Source organism: Streptomyces sp. NPDC110618, assembly GCF_055657065.1.
In genome coordinates this window covers 138182-164255 of the sequence record NZ_JBVKBN010000008.1, presented here as the reverse complement: position 1 = coordinate 164255, position 26074 = coordinate 138182, and the positions used below count along the sequence as shown (strand labels likewise).

At 72.4% G+C, this 26074-nt stretch carries 25 protein-coding genes and 1 riboswitch; of the genes, 14 read left to right on the top strand and 11 right to left on the bottom strand.

The features are described 5' to 3' along the window. Positions 1-42 precede the first annotated feature (42 nt). The 7 genes from ACZ7L7_RS17250 to ACZ7L7_RS17220 all read right to left on the bottom strand — a co-directional run bounded on the left by ACZ7L7_RS17250 (position 43) and on the right by ACZ7L7_RS17220 (position 7889). On the bottom strand, positions 43-603 hold the full coding sequence (locus tag ACZ7L7_RS17250; protein ID WP_472076322.1) for a DUF7676 family protein: 561 nt from the start codon (positions 601-603) through the stop codon (positions 43-45). After that, positions 600-1307, bottom strand: coding sequence for a (2Fe-2S)-binding protein (locus ACZ7L7_RS17245; protein ID WP_472076320.1), 708 nt, complete (start codon positions 1305-1307; stop codon positions 600-602). The genes ACZ7L7_RS17250 and ACZ7L7_RS17245 overlap by 4 nt, the downstream gene beginning before the upstream one ends. Then, a complete protein-coding gene (locus ACZ7L7_RS17240; protein ID WP_472076318.1) occupies positions 1301-2347 on the bottom strand; it encodes an ABC transporter ATP-binding protein in 1047 nt (348 codons plus the stop codon). The genes ACZ7L7_RS17245 and ACZ7L7_RS17240 overlap by 7 nt, the downstream gene beginning before the upstream one ends. Continuing rightward, positions 2344-3435 carry a FecCD family ABC transporter permease gene (locus tag ACZ7L7_RS17235; RefSeq protein ID WP_453602450.1) on the bottom strand — a complete coding sequence of 364 codons (1092 nt, stop codon included), beginning with the start codon at positions 3433-3435 and terminating at the stop codon, positions 2344-2346. Before ACZ7L7_RS17235 ends, ACZ7L7_RS17240 begins: the two co-directional genes overlap by 4 nt. Further along, positions 3432-4649 (bottom strand): ABC transporter substrate-binding protein, encoded by a 1218-nt coding sequence (locus tag ACZ7L7_RS17230; RefSeq protein WP_472076316.1) that lies wholly within the window; start codon positions 4647-4649, stop codon positions 3432-3434. The genes ACZ7L7_RS17235 and ACZ7L7_RS17230 overlap by 4 nt, the downstream gene beginning before the upstream one ends. A 248-nt stretch (positions 4650-4897) precedes the next feature. Then, positions 4898-5082: riboswitch (cobalamin riboswitch) on the bottom strand. 183 nt (positions 5083-5265) lie between these two features. Then, a complete protein-coding gene (locus ACZ7L7_RS17225; protein WP_472076314.1) occupies positions 5266-6909 on the bottom strand; it encodes an MFS transporter in 1644 nt (547 codons plus the stop codon). Positions 6910-7130: 221 nt separating this feature from the next. Next, the gene (locus ACZ7L7_RS17220; protein ID WP_471592102.1) at positions 7131-7889 is read right to left on the bottom strand and encodes an IclR family transcriptional regulator; all 759 of its coding nucleotides are present in this window, start codon (positions 7887-7889) and stop codon (positions 7131-7133) included. A gap of 170 nt (positions 7890-8059) precedes the next feature. On the opposite strand from ACZ7L7_RS17220, the gene ACZ7L7_RS17215 reads away from it, so the two are divergent. The 8 genes from ACZ7L7_RS17215 to ACZ7L7_RS17180 all read left to right on the top strand — a co-directional run bounded on the left by ACZ7L7_RS17215 (position 8060) and on the right by ACZ7L7_RS17180 (position 15226). Next, positions 8060-9220 (top strand): cupin domain-containing protein, encoded by a 1161-nt coding sequence (locus tag ACZ7L7_RS17215; RefSeq protein ID WP_472076311.1) that lies wholly within the window; start codon positions 8060-8062, stop codon positions 9218-9220. A gap of 2 nt (positions 9221-9222) precedes the next feature. Continuing rightward, positions 9223-10050: a fumarylacetoacetate hydrolase family protein gene (locus ACZ7L7_RS17210; protein ID WP_285513429.1), complete on the top strand. Its 828-nt coding sequence runs from the start codon at positions 9223-9225 to the stop codon at positions 10048-10050. Between the two features lie 23 nt (positions 10051-10073). After that, positions 10074-10709 carry a maleylpyruvate isomerase N-terminal domain-containing protein gene (locus ACZ7L7_RS17205; RefSeq protein ID WP_472076309.1) on the top strand — a complete coding sequence of 212 codons (636 nt, stop codon included), beginning with the start codon at positions 10074-10076 and terminating at the stop codon, positions 10707-10709. A gap of 27 nt (positions 10710-10736) precedes the next feature. Beyond that, positions 10737-11990: an FAD-dependent oxidoreductase gene (locus ACZ7L7_RS17200; protein WP_472076394.1), complete on the top strand. Its 1254-nt coding sequence runs from the start codon at positions 10737-10739 to the stop codon at positions 11988-11990. Then, the gene (locus ACZ7L7_RS17195) at positions 11987-13180 is read left to right on the top strand and encodes a thiolase family protein (RefSeq protein ID WP_472076307.1); all 1194 of its coding nucleotides are present in this window, start codon (positions 11987-11989) and stop codon (positions 13178-13180) included. Before ACZ7L7_RS17200 ends, ACZ7L7_RS17195 begins: the two co-directional genes overlap by 4 nt. Then, the gene (locus tag ACZ7L7_RS17190) at positions 13177-13869 is read left to right on the top strand and encodes a 3-oxoacid CoA-transferase subunit A (RefSeq protein WP_471592104.1); all 693 of its coding nucleotides are present in this window, start codon (positions 13177-13179) and stop codon (positions 13867-13869) included. Before ACZ7L7_RS17195 ends, ACZ7L7_RS17190 begins: the two co-directional genes overlap by 4 nt. Then, positions 13869-14546, top strand: coding sequence for a 3-oxoacid CoA-transferase subunit B (locus ACZ7L7_RS17185; protein ID WP_285513433.1), 678 nt, complete (start codon positions 13869-13871; stop codon positions 14544-14546). The genes ACZ7L7_RS17190 and ACZ7L7_RS17185 overlap by 1 nt, the downstream gene beginning before the upstream one ends. Positions 14547-14617: 71 nt before the next feature. Then, positions 14618-15226, top strand: a complete 609-nt coding sequence (locus tag ACZ7L7_RS17180; protein WP_285513434.1) for a TetR/AcrR family transcriptional regulator — start codon at positions 14618-14620, stop codon at positions 15224-15226. A 40-nt stretch (positions 15227-15266) separates the two neighbouring features. Here ACZ7L7_RS17180 and ACZ7L7_RS17175 read toward each other — a convergent pair whose 3' ends face one another. The 4 genes from ACZ7L7_RS17175 to ACZ7L7_RS17160 are packed head-to-tail and all read right to left on the bottom strand — an operon-like array spanning position 15267 to position 18728. Continuing rightward, entirely contained in the window at positions 15267-16199 is a 933-nt protein-coding gene (locus ACZ7L7_RS17175) for a LysR family transcriptional regulator (RefSeq protein WP_471429553.1), read from the bottom strand. Positions 16200-16225: 26 nt separating this feature from the next. Next, the gene (locus ACZ7L7_RS17170) at positions 16226-17374 is read right to left on the bottom strand and encodes an NAD(P)/FAD-dependent oxidoreductase (RefSeq protein ID WP_472076304.1); all 1149 of its coding nucleotides are present in this window, start codon (positions 17372-17374) and stop codon (positions 16226-16228) included. Further along, complete coding sequence (locus ACZ7L7_RS17165) at positions 17371-17559, bottom strand: ferredoxin (RefSeq protein WP_453602420.1); 189 nt, start codon at positions 17557-17559, stop codon at positions 17371-17373. The genes ACZ7L7_RS17170 and ACZ7L7_RS17165 overlap by 4 nt, the downstream gene beginning before the upstream one ends. Beyond that, positions 17556-18728, bottom strand: coding sequence for a cytochrome P450 (locus tag ACZ7L7_RS17160; protein WP_472076302.1), 1173 nt, complete (start codon positions 18726-18728; stop codon positions 17556-17558). Before ACZ7L7_RS17160 ends, ACZ7L7_RS17165 begins: the two co-directional genes overlap by 4 nt. Positions 18729-18972: 244 nt before the next feature. On the opposite strand from ACZ7L7_RS17160, the gene ACZ7L7_RS17155 reads away from it, so the two are divergent. The 6 genes from ACZ7L7_RS17155 to ACZ7L7_RS17130 all read left to right on the top strand — a co-directional run bounded on the left by ACZ7L7_RS17155 (position 18973) and on the right by ACZ7L7_RS17130 (position 26018). Next, the gene (locus ACZ7L7_RS17155; protein WP_285513439.1) at positions 18973-19947 is read left to right on the top strand and encodes a phosphotriesterase family protein; all 975 of its coding nucleotides are present in this window, start codon (positions 18973-18975) and stop codon (positions 19945-19947) included. A gap of 93 nt (positions 19948-20040) precedes the next feature. Next, a complete protein-coding gene (locus tag ACZ7L7_RS17150; protein WP_285513440.1) occupies positions 20041-20997 on the top strand; it encodes a phosphotriesterase family protein in 957 nt (318 codons plus the stop codon). A 256-nt stretch (positions 20998-21253) separates the two neighbouring features. Further along, a complete protein-coding gene (locus ACZ7L7_RS17145) occupies positions 21254-22372 on the top strand; it encodes an FAD-dependent oxidoreductase (protein ID WP_472076299.1) in 1119 nt (372 codons plus the stop codon). Positions 22373-22379: 7 nt separating this feature from the next. Continuing rightward, entirely contained in the window at positions 22380-23303 is a 924-nt protein-coding gene (locus tag ACZ7L7_RS17140; protein WP_285513442.1) for an alpha/beta hydrolase, read from the top strand. 30 nt (positions 23304-23333) lie between these two features. After that, a complete protein-coding gene (locus ACZ7L7_RS17135; protein WP_453602408.1) occupies positions 23334-24272 on the top strand; it encodes an MBL fold metallo-hydrolase in 939 nt (312 codons plus the stop codon). Between the two features lie 18 nt (positions 24273-24290). Beyond that, positions 24291-26018, top strand: a complete 1728-nt coding sequence (locus ACZ7L7_RS17130; protein ID WP_453602405.1) for a CocE/NonD family hydrolase — start codon at positions 24291-24293, stop codon at positions 26016-26018. Positions 26019-26074: the final 56 nt, after the last annotated feature.

Here is a 26074-nt window from a genome sequence, read left to right as displayed (position 1 = left end):
TTGGCCGGGAGTACGGCGGCGAGGGTTCTGCGATCCCTGTCGTCAGCCGCCGTGCCGGAAGCCGCTCCCCGTGCGGTCCAGGGGATCGGGGCCGAGGCCGAGGAACCGGGCGCGGAGGGCGTCCCAGGCGGTGAGGCGGCCGAAATCGGGGGTGTCGAGGATCTCCTGGCGGTCGGTGAGGAACGGGTTGGGCAGCAGGACCGTCATCATCTGCTCGTCGCGGCCGTTGAACAGGCGGATCCCCCAGGTGACGGGCGCCCCGTCGGAGCCCAGGCCGCGGTACAGCTCGGCGCGCGAACAGCGGCGGACGCGGCCCAGCTCGGGGCCGGAGGCGGTGTGCTCCCCGATGCACAGGTGGAAGTGCCAGACGCCGAAGTCGACCGTGACGTACCCGTCGTTCAGGGTGATCGCGGCCGGGGCGCCGGGCGCGCCGACCTCCCAGGCGGCGCCCTCGATGATCGGGCCGAAGTGGATGTGCTGCCAGTGGTCGGTGAAGACGGTCGTGATCAGGTCGAGGAGCGTCTTCTCGTCGACCGGGAGCGGCCAGACGTGCTGGGTGCCGCCCGAGGGCGTCTCGACGACGGTGGGTTCGGTGACGGTCATGGGGTCTTCTCCCGGTGGGTGGTCAGGACGCAGTCGCCGCACGTGCCCGCGCCCGGCACGCGGTAGTACAGGCAGCAACTGCGGCGTCGGAAGGTCAGCGGCCGGTCCGGGGCCGCGTCGTACGTGCCGGCTCCCGCCAGCGGAGGGTGGTCCAGCAGTTCGCGGACCAGGGGGACGACGGGGAACCGGGTGCGCGGCGCTCTGGTGAGCAGGACGCGGTGGGCGCCGATCAGCGCGGAGGCGGCGTTGCCCCGCAGGGTGTGCGGGGAGAGGCCGTACGTGCGGCGGACGGCGTCCGCCCAGGGGGTGAGGTTGCCGACGACGACCGTGCGGTGCAGGGCCGTTCGCGGGTCCTCCTCGTCCAGGGTGCCCGGTGCGGTCAGCCACAGGTCGAGGGGGCCCGAGGCGGGCAGGCGCCACCACAGGCGGCCGGGGTGCAGGTCGGGGACGCGTCCGGTGTACGCGGCACAGGCCAGGGCCAGCGACCAGAGGCGGGAGGCCGTGCCCAGGTGCAGGGTGGAGGCGGCGACCCTGGGCCGGTCGGTGCCGAGGCGGTCGGCGACCGCCCGGACGCAGGTGTCCAGCGCGGCCCCGTCCTCGTACAGCTCGGTCAGTGGGCGGAAGCCGTCCGGCCGGGGCCCGGTGCCCACGGCGAAGTACGGGCCGATCGTGGCGATGCGCGCCAGGACCTCGGGGGTCACCATGTGCGCGCCGTCCGGGTCAGCTCGTGGAAGCCGTGCGCCCGCGTCGTACGGGCGTCCGGTCCCACGAGGGCGAAGCTGTTCTCTCCTGTCCAGTTCACCCGCGCGTCGGCCCTCGCCCCGGGGCCCGCGACGGACAGGCCCTCGCGTGCCAACGCCCGTTCCACCAGGGGCAGTACGTCCGCCGGGGCGTCCACCGCCACGACGGCGCGCGTGGCCCGGCGCAGGCCGAAGGTGCCGGTGAGCGGGTCGAAGGCGAGGTGGTCGGCGTCGAAGGCGGACGCCACGGCGCCACCGCGGATCAGGTCCTCGGGCGCCCCGGCGTGGACGCGGGACGTGCGGTCGACGAGCCAGACCGCGTCGGCCACGCGCAGCGCCAGCTCCAGATCGTGGGTGCTGACCACGACCGTCAGGCCCCTGTCCCGGGCCAGGTCGCGCAGCAGCACGGTGAGCGCCACCCGCGAGGGCACGTCCAGGAACGCGGTCGGCTCGTCGAGGAGGACGACCTCGGGCTCCTGGGCGAGCGCGCGGGCGGTCAGCACGCGTTGCCGCTCACCGTCCGAGAGTTCCGCCGCCGGCCGGTCCGCCAGGTGGTCGGCGCCCACCGCCTTCAGCGACCACTCGACGGCCGCGTGGTCCGCGGCCGTGAGGCGGCCGGTGAACCCGGTGTGCGGATGGCGCCCGAGCCCGGCCAGCTCCCGTACGGACAGCAGCCCGGCGTCCACCCGGTCGGTGAGTACGACCGCCAGCCGACGGGCGAGCGCGGCCGGTGAGGTCCGCGCCAGATCCGCGCCGCCGATCCGGACACGGCCCTCCAGGGGCGGCTGGAGCCCGCACAGGGTGCGCAACAGGGTGGACTTCCCGGCGCCGTTCGGACCGAGCAGGACGGTCAGTTCACCGGGGGCGGCGCGCAGGGCCAGGCCCGACAGCACGGCACGGGACGACCGTGAGCGGGCGCGGTAGCCGACGGTCAGCTCCTCGGTCTCCAGACCACCGGTCCGTATCCCCGGCTGGGCCGCTGTCTCGGTCAGCGTCTCGGTCACGAGGCCACTCCTTGTACGCCGCGGCGGCTGCGGATCAGGAACGTGATGACGACGGGTGCGCCGAACAGGGAGGTGATGGCGTTCAGCGGCAGCACGGAGTCGGTGCCCGGCGGCTGGCTCAGCAGCGCGCAGGCCAGGGCCAGGAAGGCTCCGGCGAGCATGGACGCGGGGATCAGCGCCCGGTGGTCCGAGGTGCCGAGGGCCACCCGGGTCAGGTGCGGAACGGCCAGGCCCAGGAAGGCGATCGGGCCGCAGAAGGCGGTGGCCGCGCCCGCCAGCACCGAGGTGCCGAGCAGGGCGAGGTCGCGGCTGCGCCGTACGTTCAGGCCCATGGTGCGGGCGTAGTCCTCGCCGAGCAGCAGGGCGTTGAGGCGCTTGGCGGTCAGCGCGGCCAGCAGCAGCCCGGCGCCGACGACCGGCAGCATCACCTTCAGGTCGGGCCAGGTGGTGGCGCCGAAGCTGCCCAAACCCCACATCACGAACTGCTGGGCCCGCTCGGGCCGGGCGTACACGAGCATCACGCCCACCACGGCGGTGGCCGCCGAGCCGATCATCACGCCGATGACCAGCAGGGTGACGGCCGAGCGCACCCAGCGCGACAGCAGCAGCACGAGCGCCAGTACGGCGGCGGCGCCGATCGAGGCGGCGAGGACGACACCCACCCGCCCAAGACCGGCCAGGTCCCCGGTGAAGCTCCCGGCGACCCCGCCGGTGCCGACGACCACGGCGGCGACGCCCATGCTCGCGCCCGAACTCACGCCCAGGGAGTACGGATCGGCCAGCGCGTTGCGGAACAGCGTCTGCATCTGCACGCCCGCCACCGCGAGGGCGGCGCCCACGGCGGTGGCCGTCAGCGCGCGGGGCAGCCGCACCTCCTCGACGATCACGGTCCAGCGCGGGTCCTTCGCGGCGCCGCCCAGCAGGACCCGTACCACCTCCGCGACCGGCACCCGGTGGGAGCCGGTCGCGACGGTGAGGACGAACAGCGCGGCGGTACCGGCCGCGAGGGCCAGGACGACGGCAGCGCGCCGCCGCCCCGGTCGCGTCGCTGCCGGCTTCTCGGGCTCGATGGCCAGGGCCGTCGTCATGCCTTGGGCACCTGCCGGTAGAAGGTGAAGGTGTGGCCCTTCGCCTGCTCCGGGTGGAGCAGCGCGAACAGGTCGGCGAGGACCAGGTCGGGGCGCAGGACGCCGCGTTCGTAGTACTCGTTGCCGCCGCCGGGGCCGAGCGCCTTGGTGTTCGTCCAGACCTCGCCGTCGCTGACGGCCTTCAGCTTCCCGTACCGGGGGTCCGCCTTCTCCGCGTCGGCGGTGGACTTCCACCGCTGGTCGGCGAGCCAGACCGGGGCGTCGCCGCCCTTGGCGTACACGGCCTCGAAGTTGAGCTGGAGATTCCCGGAACCACCCTTGCCCGACCAGGGGTAGGTGCCGCCGGCGTCCTTGATGAGCCGGGCCGCGTAACTGCCCCCGGCGGGCATGTACCAGGTCCCCTGATACATCGTGCCGGGCAGCACCTGTACGGGTTCGGACACCTTGGCCGCCTTCTCGGCGACCTCGCGGTAGTCGGCCTCGACGGTGTCGAACAGCTCGTCGGCCCGCTTCTCCGCGCCGGTGAGCGCGGCCATCGCCTTCACCCACTCGGCACGGCCGAGCGGACTGGGCTCCAGCCACTCGGCGTTGGCGACCACCGCGATTCCCGCCTGACGCAGCTTCGGGTACTGCGGGTCGTCGGTGCCCTGGGTCATCAGGACGTCCGGCTGCTCGCCGATGACCGTCTCGGCGTTGATGGCGCGGTCCTTGGCGTACTCGGTGACCTTGCCCTCCTCCACCCGCTCGATCACCTCGGCGGAGGAGATGTTCGCCTTGCTCGCGACACCGGTCAGCACGTCCAGGGTGCCGGTCTCGGTGAGCAGCGGCAGATGGGTGGTGGAGGCGGAGTACAGGCTCTTGATCGGCACGGTGATCTGCTGCGCCTTGGCCAGCGCCCCCGTCAACTCCGGCTTCGGAGCACCGCACTTGACCAGGACGTACGACTCCGGCCTGCCCTTCGGGTAGGGCTCCTTGACGGTGAGGACCTGGTAGCTCTTCTCGTAGCGGAGGGTGAAGTTCTTGGCGTGCTTCACCTGCGACTTGACCGGGAAGTAGTCCGTGCCCGGGTCGAAGTCCTTGATGCAACCAGCCTGCGGCGCCTGCGCTTTGGCGCCGGCGGGGGCATCGGGGTCACCGCACGCGGTGAGCGTGAGGGCGAGGACGGTGGTGAGGACGGCGGCGGCCGAGGGCAGGAGGGAACGACGTACGGACACAGGCAGCTCCGGATGGCATGCGTGACAGACGCACCGGCAGCGCGCGGCACGCGGTGGCGGTGCGGTGAAGGGGCGTACGGGGAAGGCCCGTTGAGAAAGGGGAGGGAGGCTCGCTAGAACCGGAAGCGGAGCAAGGGCACGTCACTCGTCACGCGACGGCTCCGACGGAACACGGGCAGCCCACGGCCGCCGACACACCTGCACAGGCACACGAGTGCCACCGCCTCTCTCGGGGAAATCCGCCCCGTACTTCGAGGTGCGACGGCGTGAGTCTCCTGACTCGGGATCACAGCTTCTCCGGCCTTCCCACCCCTTGCGGGACGGTGGCCATGGGCGGAGTCGCTCCCCCTACACAGTGGCGGTACCGTGCCGGATTCCCACCGGCTTCCTCGTTCCGCCGTCGCTTGTCGGAACGAAGCATCGCAGAACGGGGGTTGGGCACGCCAGGGCGCCTTTTGTGCGATCAGCCACAGGAACCGGCAGCGCAGTGCGCCGGAGCGGTCAACTCATGCTCCGGCGCGCGGGTTTGCCGCCGGGCATCCGTCCGGCGGCAAAGGCGGACGCGCCCGCCGGACACGGTCTCCGGCGGGCGCGGGTTCGGGTGTGGACGTGGTGGTCAGGGGCGGGCGGCGTCGGCCGTCGGCTCCGCCCATTCGGTCGGGGGAACCGTGGCCGAGGTCTTCGCCTCGTTCGCCGCGTCCGAGCGGATGCCGATCATGCCGAGGGCGGCGAGGGCCGCGGCGACCAGGGCCGCTACCGCGCAGACCAGGTACGCCGTGCTGAAGCCGGTGCCGAGGGCGTCCAGGGCCAGGCCGTGGGCGGCGGCGCCCGGGGCTTCGGCGGGCAGGCTGTTGACGGCGATGGGGCCGCCCGCCTCGGCTATCTGACGGGCCGCCATCGCGTCGCCGCTGGACAGGGTGGTGGCCCCGGACAGGCTGGACGTGAAGGCCGAGCCGGCGTTGCTGAGGGCGACCGCGCCGACGACCACCGGGCCGAGGGCGAAGCCCAGGTCGCGCAGCATGTTGGTGGTGGCGCTGGCCATGCCGGACAGATGCGCGGGCACGCTGCTGAGCGCCACGGCCGTCACGGAGCTGACGCTCAGGGCGAAGCCGATGCCGATCAGCAGGGCGGGCAGCAGGAACGGGCCGAGGTCGGTGTTCGTGACGTCCAACTGCGTGCACATCAGGGCGCCGATCGCGATTAGCACGAAACCGGAGGTCAGCAGCCAGGCCGGGGCGACCCGGTGGAGCAGCCGGGAGACGACCGGGATGAGGACGAACGCCGGTCCCTGCAGGAGCAGGAAGGGCAGTGCCACCCGGATCGGGTCCTGGTGCTGCACCGGGCCCAGCCACATGCTGGAGGCGAAGCAGGCGCCGAGGAAGGCCAGCATGCCGATGACCGCGGCGAGGGAGGAGACGGCGAAGGCGCGGTTGCGGAACAGCCGGAGGTCGAAGATGGGGGACTCCGCGCCCAGTTCGACCACCACGAAGGCCAGGAGGATCACCACGCCGAGGGCGAGGGAGAGCATGACCGGCAGGGTCGTCCAGCCGGACTCGGGGCCCTCGACGGCGGCGAACAGCACCAGGATGAGGCCGATCGCGAAGGTGATCTGACCGGCCACGTCGAGCTTGCGGCCCTCGGGCGCCCTGGACTCCGTGGCCAGCGTGGCGGTGAGCGCCATGCTGACCAGGGCCAGGCCGACGAGCACCCAGAACGAGCCGCGCCAGGAACCGACCTTGGCGAACATGCCGCCGATCAGCGGCGACACGGCGGCACCGGCGGACAGGAACCCGGCCCACACGGCGACAGCGTGGGACCGCTGGCGCGAGTCACGGGTGACGGCGGTCAGCGCGGTGAGCGAACCGGGGAACATGGCACCGGCGCCGAGGCCGTTCAAGGCGGCGCCGATCCACAGCACCTGCACGGAAGGGGCGAGGGCGGCGACCGTGCTGCCCGCGGCGACCAGCGCGGTACCCGCCAGGACGAGCCTGCGGCGGCCGAACAGGTCGCCGAGGACGCCGAAGGTGAACTCGAAGCACACCACCGCGAGCATGAACGCCGCGGTGATCCAGGTCAGTTGTGAGCCGTGGGTGTTGAGGTCCTGCTGGAACAGTCCGTTCAGCGAGGCCGGCAGCGCGTTCGCGGTCTGTGCCACGAAGACCGCGCCGCAGGCGGCAGCCAGTGTTCCCGCGTAGCCCGGCGTCCGGGCGGCCCCCGCGGTTGGGCCCTGGGACGTCGTCGTCCCGTTGTTGAACGTCATTGCTGTTGTTCTCCCTGACTGGGACTTCGGGTCTCCGGGGGCGGGACTCCGAAGTGTGGAAGCGCTCGGCTCCGCGCACGCGGTGGGGGAGAGGGGCACGGCGCGCGTCCGGCGTGGTGCCGTGGAGAATGGCATTTCGCTTTACGTCGCGTCAATGAAACGGACGGAAGATAATGCAACTGTTCTCTATGTAAGACAGTTGGGGTGTGCCTGGGGACGCGCTACCTCTCCTCCGCCAGGTCCCGTTCCACCGCCCGCGCCGCCGCCTCCAGCGTCGCCACCAGGGCGGGGAGCAGCTGCGCGTCGTAGCGGACGCTCGGCAGCGACACCGACAGGCCCGCCAGCGCCGTACCGTCCCGGTCGCGCACCAGGACGCCGACGGCGACGAGGCCGCGCTCGGACCGCTCCCGGTTCACCGCGAAGCCGTTGCGGCGCAGGCGGCGCAGCTCCGTCCGCAGCCGCCCCAGGTCGATGTCGTCGGCGTCGCCGTACAGCTCCACCAGCTCCTCGTCGTCCAGCTCGGCGAGCAGCAGCAGGCCCGCCGTGGTGCGGTGGGCCGGGAAGACCATCCCCTCCCGGGAGCCGACCCGCAGTGCCTGCCGGCACTCCACGCTGGCGATGAACCGCACCGTGTCCCCGGTGCGGACGATCAGGTTCGTCGTCTCGTCCAGGAGACCGACGACCCGGTGCAGATGGGGGAGCGCCACCGCGCGCAGCCGGGAGACCAGGGACTGCGAGTGCGCGGCCAGCTCCAGCACCGGGCCCGCGCGGTAGACGCGGTCCTCGCCCTGCACCGCGAAGTCCCGGTAGACGAGCATCGCCAGGATCCGGTGGGCCGTGGAGCGGGCGACCCCCAGCCGCTCCGCGAGCTGCGCCACCGTCGCCCCGCCCTCCAGCTGCAGGATCGTCGCCGCGCGCAGCGCGTGGTCCACGCTGGCGATGGGGTAGGGCGGGGGAGTCTTCAGCGGCTTGTCGTCCATGGCGATCTCTCGGATTCTGCGGCGGCGGGGCCGCGGCAGTACTCGGATTCTGCGGCGGCGGGGCCACGGCGGTACTCGGATTCTGCGGCGGTCGGCCCCAGCGAGGTGCTCGGATTCTGCTGTGCAGAATTTCCATGTTCTCTCAGCAGACAGCTTGCACGCTGAACCCTGTGACTGAGTCCTCCCTCACCCCAGACATGGCCCACGGCTCCCCGGTCCGGCTGCAGGCAGTTGACGCCGAGGGACAGCCCGACGTCACCCCGGCGCTCGAAGAGCTCTACCGGGGCTTCGAACAGGAACTCCTCGTCCCGCTGTGGACCGAGATCGGCGACCTGATGCCCGCCCACCCGCGCTCGCGCGCCGTGCCGCACCTGTGGCGCTGGCGGAAGCTGCGGGAGCTGGCCGCCCAGGCCGGCGACCTGGTCCCGGTCGGCCGGGGCGGCGAGCGCCGAGCCATCGCGCTGGCCAACCCCTCCCTCGGCGGGCGCCCCTTCGCCACGCCGACCCTGTGGGCCGCCATCCAGTACCTGATGCCCGGCGAGGACGCCCCCGAGCACCGCCACACCCAGCACGCCTTCCGCTTCGTCGTCGAGGGCTCCGGCGTGTGGACGGTCGTCGGCGGCGACCCGGTGCCGATGAACCGCGGCGACTTCCTGCCGCAGGCCGGCTGGAACTGGCACGCCCACCACAACGCCACCAGCGAGCCCATGGCCTGGATCGACGGCCTGGACATCCCCTTCCAGTACGTCACCGAGGCGCAGTTCTTCGAGTTCGGCCGGGACGAGATCACCGACGCCGAGCGGATCACCCCCGAGCGGTCCCGCTCCGAGCGGCTGTGGGGCCACCCCGGCCTGCGCCCCCTGTCGGCCGCGCCCGCCTCCCCGGGCAGCCCGCTGCTGTCGTACAAGTGGGAGTACACGGACGCCGCCCTGCGCGACCAGCTCCTGCTGGAGAAGGAGGGCTTCGGCGGCACCGTCGAGCCCGGCCACGCCGCCGTCCGCTACACCAACCCGCACGACGGCTCCGACGTGCTGCCGACCATACGCGCCGAGTTCCACCGCGTCGCCCGGGGCGCCGAGACCGCCCCCGTGCGCGAGACCGGCTCCTCCGTCTACCAGGTCTTCGACGGCTCCGGCACCGTCACCGTCGGCTCCAGGTCGTGGACGGTGACCCGCGGCGACCTGTTCGTGGTCCCGTCCTGGGAGCCGTTCTCCGCGAAGTCCGAGGCCGGGAGCGACGACTCCGACTCCGGCGCACTCGACCTGTTCCGTTTCTCCGACGCGCCCGTCTTCGAGGCGCTGAGGCTCGACCGCACCCAGAAGGACGCCTGACCATGAAGCTCGCCACCCTCCGCACCGCCGACGGCACCCGCGCGGTCCGCCTCGACGGCGACCGGCTCGTCGACCTCGGCCGCGCCGACCTGGGCGAGCTGTTCGCCGAGGACGGCTGGCAGGACCGGGCCGCCGCCGCGACCGGAGTCACGTACCCGGTCGAGGGCGCCGACTTCGCGCCGGTCGTCCCCAACCCCTCCAAGGTCGTCTGCGTCGGCCACAACTACACCAACCACATCAAGGAGATGGGCCGGGAGCTGCCCGCCTACCCGACCCTCTTCCCGAAGTTCGCCGACACCCTCCTCGGCGCCCACGACGACATCGTCAAGCCCGACGAGACCGACGCCCTGGACTGGGAGGTCGAGCTCGCCGTCGTCATCGGCAAGCAGGTCCGCCGCGCCGACGAGCAGCAGGCCGCCGACGCCATCGCCGGCTTCACCGTCATGAACGACATCTCCGTGCGCGACTGGCAGTTCCGCACCATCGAGTGGACCCAGGGCAAGATCTGGGAGGCCTCCACCCCGGTCGGACCGTACGTCGTCACCCCCGACGAGGTCGGCGGCGTCCGCCCCGCGCTCACGGTCACCACGACCGTCGACGGCGAGGTCATGCAGCGGGACGACACGGGCACGCTGCTGTTCGACCCGGTCTTCCTGGTCCAGTACATCTCCACCGTGATCACCCTGCGCCCCGGCGACATCATCGCCACCGGCACCCCGGCCGGCGTCGGCAACGCCCGCGACCCGAAGGTCTTCCTGGTGCCCGGCCAGACCGTGGTCACCGAGATCGGCGGACTCGGCGCCTGCGTCAACAAGGTGGTGAAGGCATGACGACGGCTCAAGGTGGTCAAGGCATGACCACCGCCGCCCGCGGCCTCACCGACGCGCGCGCCTGGGCCCGTACCGGTACCGAGCTGCTGCTGGACGCCGTCGCGGGCCTGGACGAGCAGGCCTTCGCCGGGCCCAGCGTGCTGCCCGGCTGGACCCGCAAGCACCTCGTCGCGCACGTCGCCGCCAACGCCGACGCCCTCGGCAACCTCCTGCACTGGGCCGCCACCGGCGAGGAGACCCCGATGTACGCCTCCGCCCAGGAGCGCGCCGCCGGGATCGCCAAGGGCCCGCTGCTCTCGGCCGGTGAACTGCGCACCTGGCTCACCGACTCCGCGCACAAGCTGGCGGCGGGCCTGGACCGGCTCACCGACGAGCAGTGGCGGAACGAGGTCGTCACCGCCCAGGGCCGTACCGTCCCCGCCACCGAGATCCCCTGGCTGCGCGCCCGCGAGGTGTGCGTGCACGCCGTCGACCTCGGCACGGGTGTCGTCACCTTCGCCGACCTCCCCAAGGGCTTCCTGGCCGCGCTCGTCGCCGAGATCCGCGACAGGCGCGCTCTCGCGGAGCTGCCCGCCGGACCGCTTCCCGAGGTCGCCGCCTGGCTCGCCGGACGCCCGCACACCCTCACCGACGCCCCCGAACTCGGCCCCTGGCTCTGAGAGGTCAGTGACATGTCCCAACCTGATGTGATCGTCGTCGGCGGCGGCATCGGCGGCCTGGGTGCCGCGTACTCCCTGACCCGCCAGGGCCTCGCCGTCCGCCTGCTGGAGAGCGCCCCCGCCTTCGGCGAGGTCGGCGCCGGCATCCAGCTCGCCCCCAACTGCACCCGCATCCTCGACGACTACGGCCTGCTCGACGAGGCCAAGAGCCTCGGCGTGGTCCCGGACGCCATGGTCATGCGCGACGCCGTCGACGGGGCGGAGCTGACCCGGCTCGACCTGCGCCACCTGGAGCAGCGCTACGGCTACCCGTACCTGGTCATCCACCGCAGCGACCTGCACGGCCTGCTGCTGCGCGCCTGCCGGCGCGCCGGGGTGGAGCTGGTCAACAACGCCAAGGTGACCTCGTACGAGAACACCGACGGCGGCGCCCGCGTCACCCTGGCGAACGGGGAGACCCACCAGGCCGGGGTCGTCATCGCCGCCGACGGGCTGCACTCCGTCGCCCGCAAGCTGCTCGTCGACGACCAGCCCGTCTCCTCCGCCTACGTCGCCTACCGGGGCACCGTCCCGGCCGAGCAGCCGCGCGTCCAGGCGGTCGACCTCAGCGAGGTCGTCGTCTACATCGGCCCGCGCTGCCACTTCGTCCACTACGGGCTGCGCGGCGGCGAACTGCTCAACCAGGTCGCCGTGTTCGAGTCCCCGAAGGCCCTGGCCGGCCAGGAGGACTGGGGCACCCCGGACGAGCTGGACGCCGCCTTCGAGGGCACCTGCGACTTCGTCCGCGACGGGCTGCCGTACATGTGGCGCGACAAGTGGTGGCGGATGTTCGACCGCGACCCGGTCATGACCTGGGTGCACGGCAGGATCGCCCTGCTCGGCGACTCCGCGCACCCGCCGCTGCAGTACATCGCCCAGGGCGCGATCATGGCCATCGAGGACGGCTGGGTGCTCGGCGAGCACGTCGCCCGCAACCGCGCCGAGGACGGCACCGTCGACTGGACCACCGCCCTCTCCGCCTACGAGGCCGTCCGCCCCGAGCACTGCCGCCGGGTGCTGACCACCTCCCGCAAGTGGGGCGAGCTGTGGCACCTCGACGGCCTCGCCCGCGAGCAGCGCAACGTCCTGCTGCGCGCCCGCGACACCTACGACTACTCCTTCGTCGACTGGCTGTACGGCCCGACCGCGCTGACGCCCGAGGAGGAGCCCGACCTGTTCACGCCGATCCCGCTGGACTCGGCCGAACTCCCGGAACCCGCGCAGGCGGTGGGCACCCCATGACCGACGCCTACCTGTACGCCGCCGCCCGCACCCCGTTCGGCCGGTTCGGCGGGGCGCTGGCCGGGATACGCCCCGACGACCTCGCCGCCACCGCCCTGACCGGGCTGCTCGACAAGGCCCCCGGCCTGGACCGCGCCGGGATCGGCGACGTGGTGTGGGGCAACGCCAACGGCGCCGGCGAGGACAACCGCAACGTCGGCCGCATGGCCGTCCTGCTCGCCGGGCTGCCGGTGAGCGTGCCCGCCACCACCGTCAACCGGCTGTGCGGCTCCAGCCTGGACGCGGCGATCATCGCCTCGCGCACCCTGGAGTCCGGCGACGCCGACATCGTCGTCGCCGGTGGCGTGGAGTCCATGACCCGCGCGCCCTGGGTGCTGCCCAAGCCGGACCGCGCCTTCCCGGCCCGCGACGTCACCGCCGTTTCCACCACGCTCGGCTGGCGGCTGGTCAACCCCGCGATGCCGAAGGAGTGGACGGTCTCGCTGGGGGAGTGCAACGAACTCCTCCAGCAGAAGTTCGCCATCTCCCGCGAACGGCAGGACGAGTTCGCGGCGCGCTCCCACCGGCTCGCCGCCACCGCCTGGGACGAGGGCTTCTACGACGACCTCGTCCTGCCCGTCGACGGACTCGCCCGCGACGAGGGCATCCGGCCCGGGACCAGCGTGGACAAGCTCGCGGCTCTCAAGCCATCCTTCCGCACCGACGGCACGATCACCGCGGGCAACGCCTCCCCGCTCAGCGACGGGGCGTCGGCGCTGCTGCTGGGCACCGCCGCGGCCGGTGACCGGATCGGGCTGGAGCCCGAGGCGCGGATCGCCGGACGCGGGGTGCACGCCGTCGAACCGCAGCAGTTCGGGTACGCGCCCGTGGAGGCCGCCGAGCGGGCGCTGCGCCGGGCCGGCATCCGCTGGGAGGACGTGGGCGCGGTCGAGCTGAACGAGGCGTTCGCCGTGCAGTCGCTGGCCTGCGTGGACGCCTGGGGCATCGACCCGGGGATCGTCAACACGCGCGGCGGCGCCATCGCCCTCGGGCATCCGCTGGGCGCCTCCGGAGGGCGGCTGCTGGGCACGCTGGCCAAGGTGCTGCGGGAGCGGCGCGAGCGCTGGGGTGTCGCGGCGATCTGCATCGGAGTGGGCCAGGCCCTCGCCGTGGTGCTGGAGAACGTGACCGACGAGGTGAGCCAGGGATGACCGCAATCGTCGCCGTCACGACCGACGACGCCGTGGCCGGGATCCAGGACGGCTCCACCGTCCTGGTCGGCGGCTTCGGCCTGGCCGGTATGCCCTTCGACCTGATCGACGCCCTCATCCGGCAGGGCGCCGGGGACCTGACCGTCGTCTCCAACAACGCCGGGAACGGCGACGTGGGCCTGGCCGCGCTGCTCAAGGCGGGCCGGGTGCGCAAGGTGATCTGCTCCTTCCCGAGGCAGAGCGACTCGTACGTCTTCGACGACCTGTACCGCTCCGGGCGCGTCGAGCTGGAGGTCGTGCCGCAGGGCACGCTCGCCGAGCGGATGCGCGCCGCCGGGGCCGGGATCGGCGCCTTCTACAGCCCCGTCGGGGTCGGCACCCCGCTGGCCGAGGGCAAGGAGACCCGCGAGATCGACGGGCGGGTCCACGTCCTGGAGTACCCGATCAAGGGCGATGTCGCGCTGATCTCCGCCCATCGCGCGGACACCCTGGGCAACCTCGTCTACCGCAAGACCGCCCGCAACTTCGGCCCCGTCATGGCCACGGCCGCCACCACGGTGGTCGCCCAGGTCACCGAGATCGTGCCGGCCGGGGACATCGACCCCGAGACCGTGGTGACGCCCGGCATCTTCGTCGACCGACTGGTACGGGCCGAGGCCCGTCGCCTCACCGTGGAAGGGGCCCGCTGATGACGACATCCCTGGGCACGTCCTCCGTGCTGGAGCGGGCCGACCGCGCCCCGCTCACCACCGACGAGCTGGCGGCCCGTATCGCCCGGGACATCCCCGCCGGTTCCTACGTCAACCTCGGCATCGGCCAGCCGACCCGGATCGCCGAGTACCTGCCCGCCGACGCCGGGATCGTGCTGCACACCGAGAACGGCATGCTCGGCATGGGCCCGGCGGCCGTGGGCGACGAGATCGACCCCGACCTCACCAACGCCGGAAAGGTCCCGGTCACCGAGCTGCCCGGGGCGGCGTACTTCCACCACGCCGACTCCTTCGCCATGATGCGCGGCGGCCACCTCGACGTGTGCGTGCTCGGCGCCTTCCAGGTCTCCTTCCGCGGCGACCTCGCCAACTGGCACACCGGGGACCCGGACGCCATCCCCGCCGTGGGCGGCGCGATGGACCTGGCGGTCGGGGCGCGGCGGGTGCTGGTGATGATGAAGCTCTTCGCCCGCGACGGCTCTCCCAAGCTGGTGCCCGAGTGCACCTACCCGCTCACCGGCACGTCCTGTGTGCACCTGGTCTTCACCGACCACGGCATCTTCGAGCCCGGCCCGGAGGGTCTGCGGGTGCACGAGACGCACGGCATCACGGTCACCGAGCTGGAGCGCCGGCTCGGGGCGGACCTGCTCCACTGACCCTTTACAGCACGGCAGGCGGCCGTCCGTCGTGTACGGACGGCGTGCGGCGGCGCGTTAGGATCCCCGGCATGGCTAACCTCCGGCAGCAGCAGAAGCAGATGACCCGCCGACTGCTGCTGGAGTCGGGGCTCGAACTGTTCACCACCAAGGGCTACGCCGCCACCAAGGTGGACGACATCGCCTCCGCCGCGGGCACCACCCGGGTCACCTTCTACGCCTACTTCCCCTCCCGCAGCGACCTGATGAAGGCGCTCATCGACGAACGCCTCAACGAGGTGCTGCAGCGGGAGCGTTCACCGGAGCACGGCTCCACGGCCCTGGACCTGGTCGCCACCGTCGCCGAGGGCACGTACGAGGCGGTCCTCGCCTGGCTGCGGGACACCGCCGACAACTGGCCGCAGGTCCGGCCCATCATCCGGGTCGGCCGGGACGCCGCCGCCGTCGACCCCGAGCTGCGCGACCTGGTGGACCGCTGGATGGAGGAGGCCATCAGCGACATCGAGGACGGCCTGGCCCGCGCCGGACGCCTCGCACCCCACCAGCGCCGCTTCCGGGGCGTCCTCGCGATGGCCGAGCTGGACTACGTCGCCCAGCACTGGGGCGACGCCGACTGGAAGCTGGACCGGGAGCAGATGCTCGACGAGCTGGCCGCGAGCTGGGTGCGCCTGCTGAACTGAGCCGAGAGCCCGACGCTCCGCGGTGAACCGAGCCGGAGGCTCAGCGCTCGATCGCCGCGTCCCGCAGCAGTTCCCGCAGCCAGTCCGCGAACTGGCGGTCCGCGAGCCTCGGGTTCCACACCATGTCGATGCCGAGACCGGGCAGCGGGAACGGGAACTCCTCGATCCGCAGCTCGGCGAGGGCGCGCATGGTGGCCGCGACCCGGTACCGCAGCAGGGCGACCCCGCCGGCCCGGGCCACGTGGAAGGGCACCAGCAGGAAGTCCGAGACCCGCAGCCCGACGCGGTACGGGATGCCCTCGTCCTCCAGCACCGAGTACGGGAAGACCCGCCGCTCGGTGTCCACGATCACGTGCGGCTGGCCGGTGAGCAGGTCCAGGGCGCTCGCCTCCGGCGGGGTGTCCGGCGAGGCGACCACCACGACGCGGTCGTCGTAGAGCCGTTCGCGCGGGTACGGCGCGTAGTGCCCCTCCGAGATCAGCACCACGTCGACGCCGCCCTCGGTGAAGGTGGGCTCGGTCGGCACGGTGATCGTCCTGATCCGCAGGGTGGCGTGCGGGGCGCGCTCGGTGACCAGGCGGGTCAGCCGGGGGCCGACGACGAAGGCGGTGCTGTTGGTCATCGCGACCGTGATGACGCGGCGGTCGGTGGCCGGGTCGAAGGAGGGGAAGTCGACGATCTGCGCGGTGCGTTGCAGTACGTCGCGCAAGGGGGCGATCAGTTCCAGCGCGCGCGGGGTGAGGGTGACGCCGGCGCCCTGCCGTACGACGAGTTCGTCGCCGAGCAGGCGGCGCATCCGGGTCAGGGCGTGGCTCATCGCGGGCTGCGACAGACCGACCCGCTCGGCGGCCCGGGTCACGGACCGCTCCTCCAGCAGGGCGAGGAGGGGCACCAGCAGATTGAGGTTGACCGACGCGAGCCGGTCCAGTCCCGAAGTGTTCTCGCCGGGGCCGGTGCCCTCCTCGCCGTCCATGCCGCTCACCTTAGGCGGCGCACGGGTCATACGGCGGCGGCAGTGGTCATACGGCGCAACCGGGGGATGGGGATGCGGTAGTCCAGGGCGACGGCCGTGGTGCCGCCGTCCTCCTGGCGCCAGGTCATCAGCGCGGGGCCGTCCGGCCCGCCGTCCACGTACTCCGGCTCCCCGTCGGCGGGCAGGTGGCCGACGGCCTTGAGGGTCCGGCCGAACTGCTCGGTCCAGAAGTACGGCTGGAAGGCGAGCGGCGGGGCGTCGGTGCCGTGCACCAGCGCCCGCGCGGCGGCCTTCGCCTGGTCGATGGCGCTGCTCCACAGCGGCACCCGGCGCCTGCCCCGCGAGGTCGGGAACACCGCGAGGTCACCGACGGCCGCGATACCGGGCCGCGCGAGACCGCGCTCGTCGACCGGGACGGCCCCGCCCACGACCAGTCCGGTGCCGTGCAGCCAATCGGTGTTGGGCACGTCGCCGACGGCGCTGAGCAGGACCTGAGCCCGCAGCTCGGTGCCCTCGGCGAGGACCACGCGCGCGTTGCCGGGCGTCCCCTCGATCCGCGCGGCCCCGGTCTCCACCACGGTCAGCCCCTTCTCGCGGCCCGCGGCGGTGAAGACCCGGGCGAGATACGGGCCGAGCTGCGCGGTCAGCGGCGCGCCCTGGGAGACGAGGGTGACCCGGCAGCCCGAGGCCAGACAGCCCGAGGCGATCTCCATCCCCAGCGGACCGCCGCCGATGACCAGCACGGAGGGCCGGTCCGCCAGTCGGCGGCGCAGTTCCAGGGCGTCGTCGAGGCCGCGCAGGGTCACCTCGTCGGGCAGCGCGGACAGCCGCCGGGCGCGGGAGCCGGTGGCGAGCACGACACCGTCGTACGGCAGTGCCGTGCCGTCGTCCAGCGTGACCAGGCGCCGGTCGGTGTCCAGGCCGGTCGCGCGCACGCCGAGGAGTTCCGTCGCCCCGTGGGTGGCGGGCGGCAGGGTGTGCGCGGTCAGGTCGTCGCCGTCGCCGTCGAGCAGGAGGGCCTTGGACAGGGCGGGGCGGCTGTACGCCGGGTGGCGTTCGTCGCCGACGACGGTCAGCTCGCCGTCGAACCCGGCCTCGCGCAGGGTGTCGGCGGCGGTGATGCCGGCGATGCCGTTGCCGACGACGACGACCCGGCGCAGGGCGGCGGTGCTCATGCGACCCTCAGCGCGGCGACGGGGCAGACGCGGGCGGCGGCCTGGGCGAGCGCGGCGTCCGGCCCGTCGACCTCCTCCCGGTCCAGGACCAGCTCGCCCTCGTCGTCGAGGTGCATCAGCTGCGGCGCGGCCTCCTCGCACAGGCCGTGGCCCTCGCAGCGGGGGCGGTCGAGAACGATCCTCATGCGGGGATCACCTCCAGGACGGGGAGCGAGTCGATGCTCCGGGTGATGTTGGCGGGGACGCGGACCTCGGGTCCGACGACGAGACGGTCCACGCGCCGGGACAGCGCCTGGATCACGGCGTGGGCCTCCAGGCGGGCGAGCCCCTGGCCCGCGCAGCCGTGCGGGCCGTAGCCGAAGGACAGGTGGTCGACCGGGTTGCGGTCGATCAGGAACGTGTCGGGGTCGTCGTAGTGGCGCGGGTCGTGGTTCCCGGCGCCGAACAGCACCGCGATCTGGGCGCCCTTGGGCACGGTGACGCCCTCGATCTCCACGTCCCGGGTGGCGATACGGCCCCACACGTTGACGGGCGGCCAGAAGCGCAGCACCTCGTTGAACGCGGCGGCGGCCAGGGCGGGTTCGTCGCGGACCCGGCGGAACTGCTCGGGGTGCGCGGCGAACAGGGCGACCACGTTGCCGATGGCGGCGATCGTGGTGTCGACGCCCGCGCCCAGGTACTGGTGGATGATGTGCCCGGCCGAGCCCTCGGGGACGGCGCCACGGGCCTCGGCGTCGAAGATGCCGCGCCCGACGGACCCCTCGGCCAAGTCCTCGGCCTTCACCTGGGAGCACCAGGCGTACAGCTCGCCGGCGATCGGGAAGCTCTCGGCGGTGCGCTGGTTCATCGGGCCGAGGACCTGCATGGCGGCCTGGCCCCAGCGCAGCATGTTGGCGCGGACGTGCCCGGTGAAGCCGATCAGGTCGGCGACGACCTGAAGCGGGAAGGCGCGGGCGAGCGCGTCGACGGCCTCGAAGGTGCCCTGCTCGACGAGTCGGGCGACCAACGCGTCCGCCTTCTCCTCGATACGGCCCTTGAGACCGCGCAGGGCGCGCGGGGAGAGGTTCTCGGTGAGGGTGGCGCGCAACTGGGTGTGCACGGGCGGGTCGGAGGCCAGCGAGGTGCCGGTCAGGGCCTGGTTGGCGGCCGGGTTGAAGGCGATCGACGTGGAGGAGAAGGACTCCCAGTCGGCGAGCGCGTCCCGGATGACGTCGTAGCGGGTCAGGGCGTAGGCGTCGATCTTCGGCAGGTGGACGACGGGGGCCGTCTCGCGCAGCTCGGTGTGGAAGGGCAGCGGGTCGAGGAGGACCTCGTCGGCGAAGAGATCGAGGTCGGAGGTGGGTGGGGTGCTCATGCCCTCAGTGAAGGGGCCGCCGCCGCATCCATCAAATGAATGATTCGCATGGGCTGACATGCACGTGATGCATGCACACCGACTGCCCGTGCCCGTACTGCTCTGACCTCCGCCGATTCCACAACTAGCAATCCATTGTTTTTTCGTGGTGTTCGTTTCATTGACGTCATGTAAAGCGAATGGCTACGGTGACGAGTAAGCCACCGGGTGCATCGCCGCACCCCACCGGACACGTGAGGCAGACATGAGCGTGAACAGCACCACCGTGAACACCGTCCTCGGGCCGGTGCCGGCCGACGAGCTGGGCGTCGTCTCGGTCCACGAGGCGCTGCTGTCGGTGCTTCCGGGTGCGGAGCACGCCTTCGACATCACCTTCGACCGCGCCGAGATCTTCGAGACGCTGGCCGCGAGGCTCCGCGACTTCCGCGCCCACGGCGGCGGCACGATCGTCGACAGCACCGGCATGTTCCACGGCCGCGACCTGCCGCTGTACGAGGCGCTGTCCCGCGCGACCGGCGTGCACATCGTCGCCTCCACCGGCCAGGGACCCGAGGAACTGCTCGGCGGCTACTTCCTCACCCCGCAGACCAACCCGCCCACCCCCTGGCCCGCCGAGAAGTTCGCCGACCTGTTCACCCGCGAGATCACCGAGGGCATGGTCGTCCCGCGCGTCGAGCGCCGCCGCCCCGCCGGACTGGTCACCACCGCCGTCAGCCGCGACGGCATGACCGCCACCGACGAGAGCCTGCTGCGCGGCGCCGCCCGCGCCGCCCTCGCCACCGGCACGGCCGTCTCCTTCCGCTACGGCGACGACGCGGCGGGCGAACTCGACATCCTCCGCGACGAGAAGCTGCCCGCCGACCGGATCGCCGTCGGCGGCCTCGACAGCAAGGAGGCCGTCGACGCCGGCGCCCCCGAGAAGATCGCCGCCCGCGGCTCGTACGTCGTCCTCGACCACGTCGGCACCGAGGACGACGAACACCTCACCGACGACGACCGCGCCGACCTCGTCGCCGATCTCGTACGCGCCGGGTACACCGACCGGATCCTGCTCTCGGTCGGCGCGACCGGCGTCGCCAAGGGCCACCCCGCCAACGACCTGCCGTACAGCCTTCTGCTGACCGCCTTCGTGCCGCTGCTGACGGGCCGGGGCGTCGGCGGCGCGGACCTCGACCGCATCCTCCGCGCCAACCCGCGCGACCTGCTCGCGGTGCGCTGACCGTGCCCGGCCCGAGCGACCGGACCCGCGCGCGGCGCGCCGCGCCCGCCCGGCCCGTACGACCGTCAAGAACTTCCCGAAGGTGAGTGTGTTGTGTCGCGAGTGAACACCGTGCTGGGGCCGGTCCCCGCCGAGGAGCTGGGCTTCGTGGCGATCCACGAGCACATCGGCTACGGCATGCCCGGCTCCGAACTGGACACGCGGTGGTGGAAGATCCCCGAGCAGCGCTACGAGGAGACCGTCCCGAAGCTGCGCCGCTACCACGAGCTGGGCGGCGGCACCTTCGTCGACGCCACCGGCATCTGCAACGGCCGCGACGTCGACTACTACAAGTCGCTGTCCGCCAAGACCGGCGTGCACATCGTCGCCTGCACCGGCTTCGTCGGCGGCGACACCGCCCTGCCGTTCTTCGCGCGGGCCGATGTCGACTATCTGACCCGGCAGTTCGTGCACGAGATCACCGTCGGCATCGGTGACACCGGCAGCCTCGCCGGGGTCATCAAGGTCGGGGTGAGCCGGGGCGGGCGGATGACCGACCTGGACAAGCGGATCTACCGGGCCGCCGCCCGCGCCGCCCTCAGCACGGGCGTGCCGATCCTCACCCACCTCGCGATCGACGCCGAGAACGCCGTCACCATCTTCGAGGAAGAGGGACTGCCCCTGGACCGCGTCCTGTTCGGGCACGTCGACGACGGCGTCAACGCCGAGAAGACCCGCGACGTCTGGCTCGCCGAGAAGGGCGGCCGGATCGGCTTCGACACCTTCGGCTACGAGACCGAACTGCCCGACCCGCCGTTTTGGGCCCGCCCCCGCAAGGAGCGCCTGGACCACTTCCTGCGCTTCCTCGACGAGGGACGGCGCCTGAAGCAGGTCCTGGCCTCCGCCGACGCCAACTGCTCACCGCTCGGCTGGCCCGGAGTCAAGGGCCACACCGTCAACTACCTCTTCGACGACCTCGTACCCGACCTGCGCGCCGCCGGTCTGGACGAGGCCGCCATCCGGACGATCTTCGTCGACAACCCGGCCGACTTCCTCACCCTCCGGAAGTGACCACCCCGCCCGGCTTCCCGGCCTTCCGGAAGTGACGACCCGGCCCGGCTTCCCGGCCTTCCGGAAGTGACGACCCGGCCCGGCTTCCCGGCCTTCCGGAAGTGACGACCCGGCCCGGCTTCCCGGCCTTCCCGAAGTGACCACCCGGCCCGGCTTCCCGGCCTTCCCGAAGTGACGACCTCGCCCGGCTTCCCGGCCCACCGGGAGTGACACCCCGCCGCCCCCCGAACCCTCCAGAAGTAAAGCGAGACCCACCATGCAGTCCTCGGAGCTGAAAGACCTGCGCATCGCGATCGTCGGCGCGGGATACGGCGGTGCCGCCGCGGCCAAGGCCCTCAGCCTGCTCGGCGCCCAGGTCACCGCCTACGAACAGGCAGGCACCATCCGCGAGGTCGGCGCCGGTATCGGCCTGCGCCCGGCCACCATGAACCGCTTCCGGCAGTGGGGCATCTTCGACGCCATCGCCAAGGTCACCTCGCCCAGCGAGTACTTCGAGATCCTCACCGCCACCGGCGACCCGATCATGAAGGAGCCCTGGCCGGCCGACGGCGAGCAGACCCACACCCATCTCATCCACCGCGGAGACTTCATCGAGGCCCTGCTCGGGGTGCTCCCCGAGGGCATGGTGCGCCTCGGCCACCGCCTGGAGCGCGTCGAGGACAAGGGCGACACCTCCGTGCTGACCTTCGCGGGCGGCACCACGGTGGAGGCGGACCTGGTCGTCGGCGCCGACGGCATCAAGTCGGTCGTACGGCAGCAGCTGTTCAGCGACAAGGGCCCCGTCTTCTCCGGCGAGCACGCCTACCGCGCCGTCATCTCCCTGGACGACGCGCACGGCATGGTCACCGACGACAACCTGCGCATGTACATCGGGCGCGGCACGAAGATCTACCTGCTGCCGCTGCGCCACCGCGGCCAGGTCTCCTTCGACATCACCGCCCTGTGCCCGGACCCCACTTGGAACCCGCAGGTCACCAAGGAGGACATGCTGCGCACGGTCGAGGGCTTCGACGGGCGGCTGGTGGAGATCACCCGCGGCCTGGACATGGCCGACGTCAACATCCGCGCCGTCTACGACATCGACCCGGTCGACACCTGGCACTCCGACTCCGCGGTCCTGGTCGGCGACGCCGCCCACTCGATGCTCCACCACCAGGGGCAGGGCGCCAACTCCGCCATCGAGGACGCCGGCGCGCTCGCCGACGCCCTGCGCGACGCGGCCTCCGTGAAGGAAGCCCTCGCCCTCTACCAGGCCACCCGCAAGCCGGTCACCGACAAGCTCCAGGCCATCTCCCGGCAGGGCTGGAGCGAGGACGAGATCAACGAGGTCTTCCCCGGCCAGAAGCCCGGCAGCGCCGTGCCGACGGGGGAGTGAGCGCACCATGCCGCTGCACCCCGAGATCGCCAAGGTGCTGGCCGGACTTCCGGCCCCGCCGCCCGGCCCGCTCGACCCGGCCGCCCTGCGCGCCGCCGAGGAGGCCCAGGTGCCCCCGGCCGAGGAGCGCCTGCCGCTGCACGCGGTGGAGGACCTGACCGCCGACACCGACGCCGGTGACGTGCCGGTACGCGTCTACACGCCCACCGACGCCGAACAGCACGGCCTGCTCGTCTACTTCCACGGCGGCGCCTTCTTCCTCGGCAGCCTGGAGACCCACGACCACATCGCCCGCGCGCTGGCCAAGGAGACCGGCCTGAAGGTCGTCTCGGTCGGCTACCGCCGCGCCCCCGAGGCCGCCTTCCCGGCCGGGCTCGACGACTGCTACGCCGTCACCCGATGGGTCACCGGGCAGCGCGAGAAGCTGGGCTGGGACGGCACCACCCTCGCCGCGGCGGGCGACAGCTCCGGCGGGACCTTCGCCGCCGCGGTCGCCGCCCGCGCCCACGACGACGGCTTCGACGGGATCACGCACCAGATCCTCTACTACCCCTCGCTCGACCTGGACTTCGACGAGGACCGCTACCTCTCCCTGCGGGAGAACGCGGTCGGCTACGGCCTGGAGACGGCCGGGCTGAAGCCGTTCAACGCCTTCTACCTCGACAGCGGCGCCGACCCGGACGACCCGCTGGTCTCCCCCATCAAGCGCGCGGATCTCACCGGCCTCCCGCCCGCCCTGATCGTCACCGCCGAGTTCGACCCGCTGCGCGACGAGGGCGAGCTGTACGGGCGGCGGCTGCGGGAGGCCGGGGTGCGCGCCACGGTCAGCCGGTACTCCGGCTGCGGGCACGGGTTCGTCCAGCACTTCTCCTGGCTCCCGGCCTACCAGCGGGTCTACGCCGAGACCCGCGAGTTCCTCGGCCGAAGCTGAACCCCTTTTTCGTCCACGGAAAGCAAGGTCATGACAGACGAGGTCGCCGTCCACCCCCTGGTCTCGCCCTGGGGCAGGTTCGGGCTGTACAGCTTCTACATCGACGCCCCCGCACCGGCGATCGTCGACACCGGGATCGCCTCCTCGCCCGCCGAGGGCATGGCGCCCGCGCTGGAGGCGCTCGGCCGCCGGATCGAGGACGTGCGCTGGATCCTCCTGACGCACGGTCACATCGACCACATCGGCGGGGCGTACGACCTGTGGGAGCGCACCGGACGCCGGGCTCACGTCGTGATCCACGAGGCGGACGCGCCGATGCTGCGCTCCCGGCAGGCACACGTGGAGGAGTACCGCGCCGGGCGCGGCCGGTATCTGCGCGACCCCGAGGGCGAGGCCAAGGTGGCGGCGGCGACCGAGGCCGTCATCTCCGGCGAGATGGAGCCCTCCCTGCTCGTCAAGGGCGGGGAGAGCATCGACCTCGGCGGCGGCACCACCCTGTCCGTGCACGCGATCCCCGGGCACACGCCCGGCTCGGTCGCCTACGTCCTCGACCGGCAGCGCGCTGCTTTCGTCGGGGACGCCGTCCAGGTCCACGGCGCCGCCAACGGCTTCCCCGGCTTCACCGACCCGGCCGCCTACCGGGCGGGCCTGACCCACCTGCGCGACGAGGTCCGCCCGCGCCGCCTCTACCTCGGGCACCCCTACCGGCGGGCCGACGGCACCCCGTACGGCGTCGAACTCGACGAGGCCGAGGCGAAGGAGGCCCTCGACCAGAGCCTCGCCGCCGAGCACCGGGTCGCGGCGGCGGCCTGCCGGTGCCTGGAGGCGGGACTGACGGAGACGGACTCCCCGTACTCGCCGTTCGCCCAGGCCGCCGAAGACCTCGGCTACACCGGCGACCCGACCCTCGAACCGTCACCGTTCTTCACCTCGATGCACGCCTACCGCACGCGCGCCCGCACCGCGTAACACAGGAGCACCCCCACCATGACCGACCAGCACACCCTCCAGGCGGGCACCCAGACCATCGCCGTCCGCAAGGACCTCCGCGTGCCGATGCGCGACGGCGTCACCCTGGCCGCCGACACCTACAGCGCCGTCGACGACACCCCGCGCCCCGCGCTCGTCGCCCTGAGCCCCTACGGCAAGGAACTCCAGGCCCTCGCCCTGACCACGCCCCCGCAGCGCCGGCCGAGCCCCATGTGGGACGGCTGCATCGAGGCGGGCGACATCGCGCGCGTGGTGAAGGAGGGCTACGTCCACGTCATCGGCGACCTGCGCGGCTCCGGCGCATCCGAGGGCGAGCACATCGGCAACTACAACGCCGGGGGAGTGCCGCTCGGGCAGGACGCCTACGACTTCATCGAGTGGGTCGCGGCGCAGCCCTGGTGCGACGGCAACGTCGGCATGATCGGCATCTCCTACTTCGGTTCGATGCAGGTGCTGGCGGCGGCCGAGCGCCCGCCGTCCCTGAAGGCGATCTTCGTCAGCGGCGGGCACTACGACTTCTACGAGACGACGTACCACGGCGGCGTCATGTGGTTCATGCCGCGCGCCGCCCGCGAGGGCCGGGGCGGCGACTCGGGCTGGGCGTTCACGGACGGCGTCAAGTCCCGGATGCTGGAGACCTATTCGCCCGAGGAGATCAGGAAGCGGGTCGAGGAACGGCTGAAGGACCCGGACGTGGCGGCCTGGCCGAACCTGGTCCATGTCCTCAACTACCCGAAGAACCACGAGGCCTGGTTCGACATCGTGATGAACGAGGTCGACGGCGAGTGGTACGAGGAGCGCAACCCGATCACCCTCGCCCCGAACATCGACATCCCCGTCTGGCTCCAGATCGACCAGGGCCGCGGCTGGACGATGGACGGCACGATCGAGCTGTTCAAGGCGCTGAAGGGTCCCAAGAAGCTCGACATCGGCCCGTACCCGCCCATGCAGTCGCGCCCCTTCATCGAGGAGCACGACAAGATGTTCCGCTGGTACGAGTACTGGCTGAAGGGCGTCGACAACGGGGTCATGGACGAACCGGCGGTCACGGTCCACGTCGAGGGCTCGCGGCAGACGGTCACCGGCTCCCAATGGCCGCCGAAGGACGTCGAGTACCGGTCCCTGTACTTCCGCCCGCGCCGCAAACTGTCCTTCGAACCGGAGCTGATGGGCACGGAGTACGCCGCCCCGGACGGCTTCTACCAGGCGCCGCTGACGGTGACGGACAAGGTGGAGATCCTCAGCTGGGCCACCGAACCCTTCGCCGAGGCAACGGAGTTGATCGGCCAGGGCGCGGCCCATCTGTTCGCCGAGATCGACCAGCCGGACACCAACTTCATCCTGCGCCTGTGGGACGAGGCGCCGGGCGGCAAGCGGCAGTTGATCACGACGGCGTACCTGAAGGCCTCGCACCGCGAACTGGACGAGTCCCGTACGACGGAGGGCGACCCGTACCACCCGCACACCCGGGCGGTGCCGGTGGAGCCGGGGAAGGTCGAGGAGTACGTACTGCGGATCTACCCGTTCGCGGCGACGTTCCTCCCCGGGCACAAGCTGGTCGCGGAACTCTCCAACGCCGAGCCCCTGGCCGACGAGCACAACGCCCTGCTGCCCCCGGACGCCTTCCACCTGCCGGTGGGGCGGCCGGTGACCCACAAGATCTTCCGGGACGCCCTGCACCCGTCCCGGTTGGTGCTGCCGTTCACGGCGGCGACGCCGCGGTAGCGGCCCGGACGACGGCCGGTGCGCGCCCCTGGGCCGGGGGCCGCACCGGCCGTTGC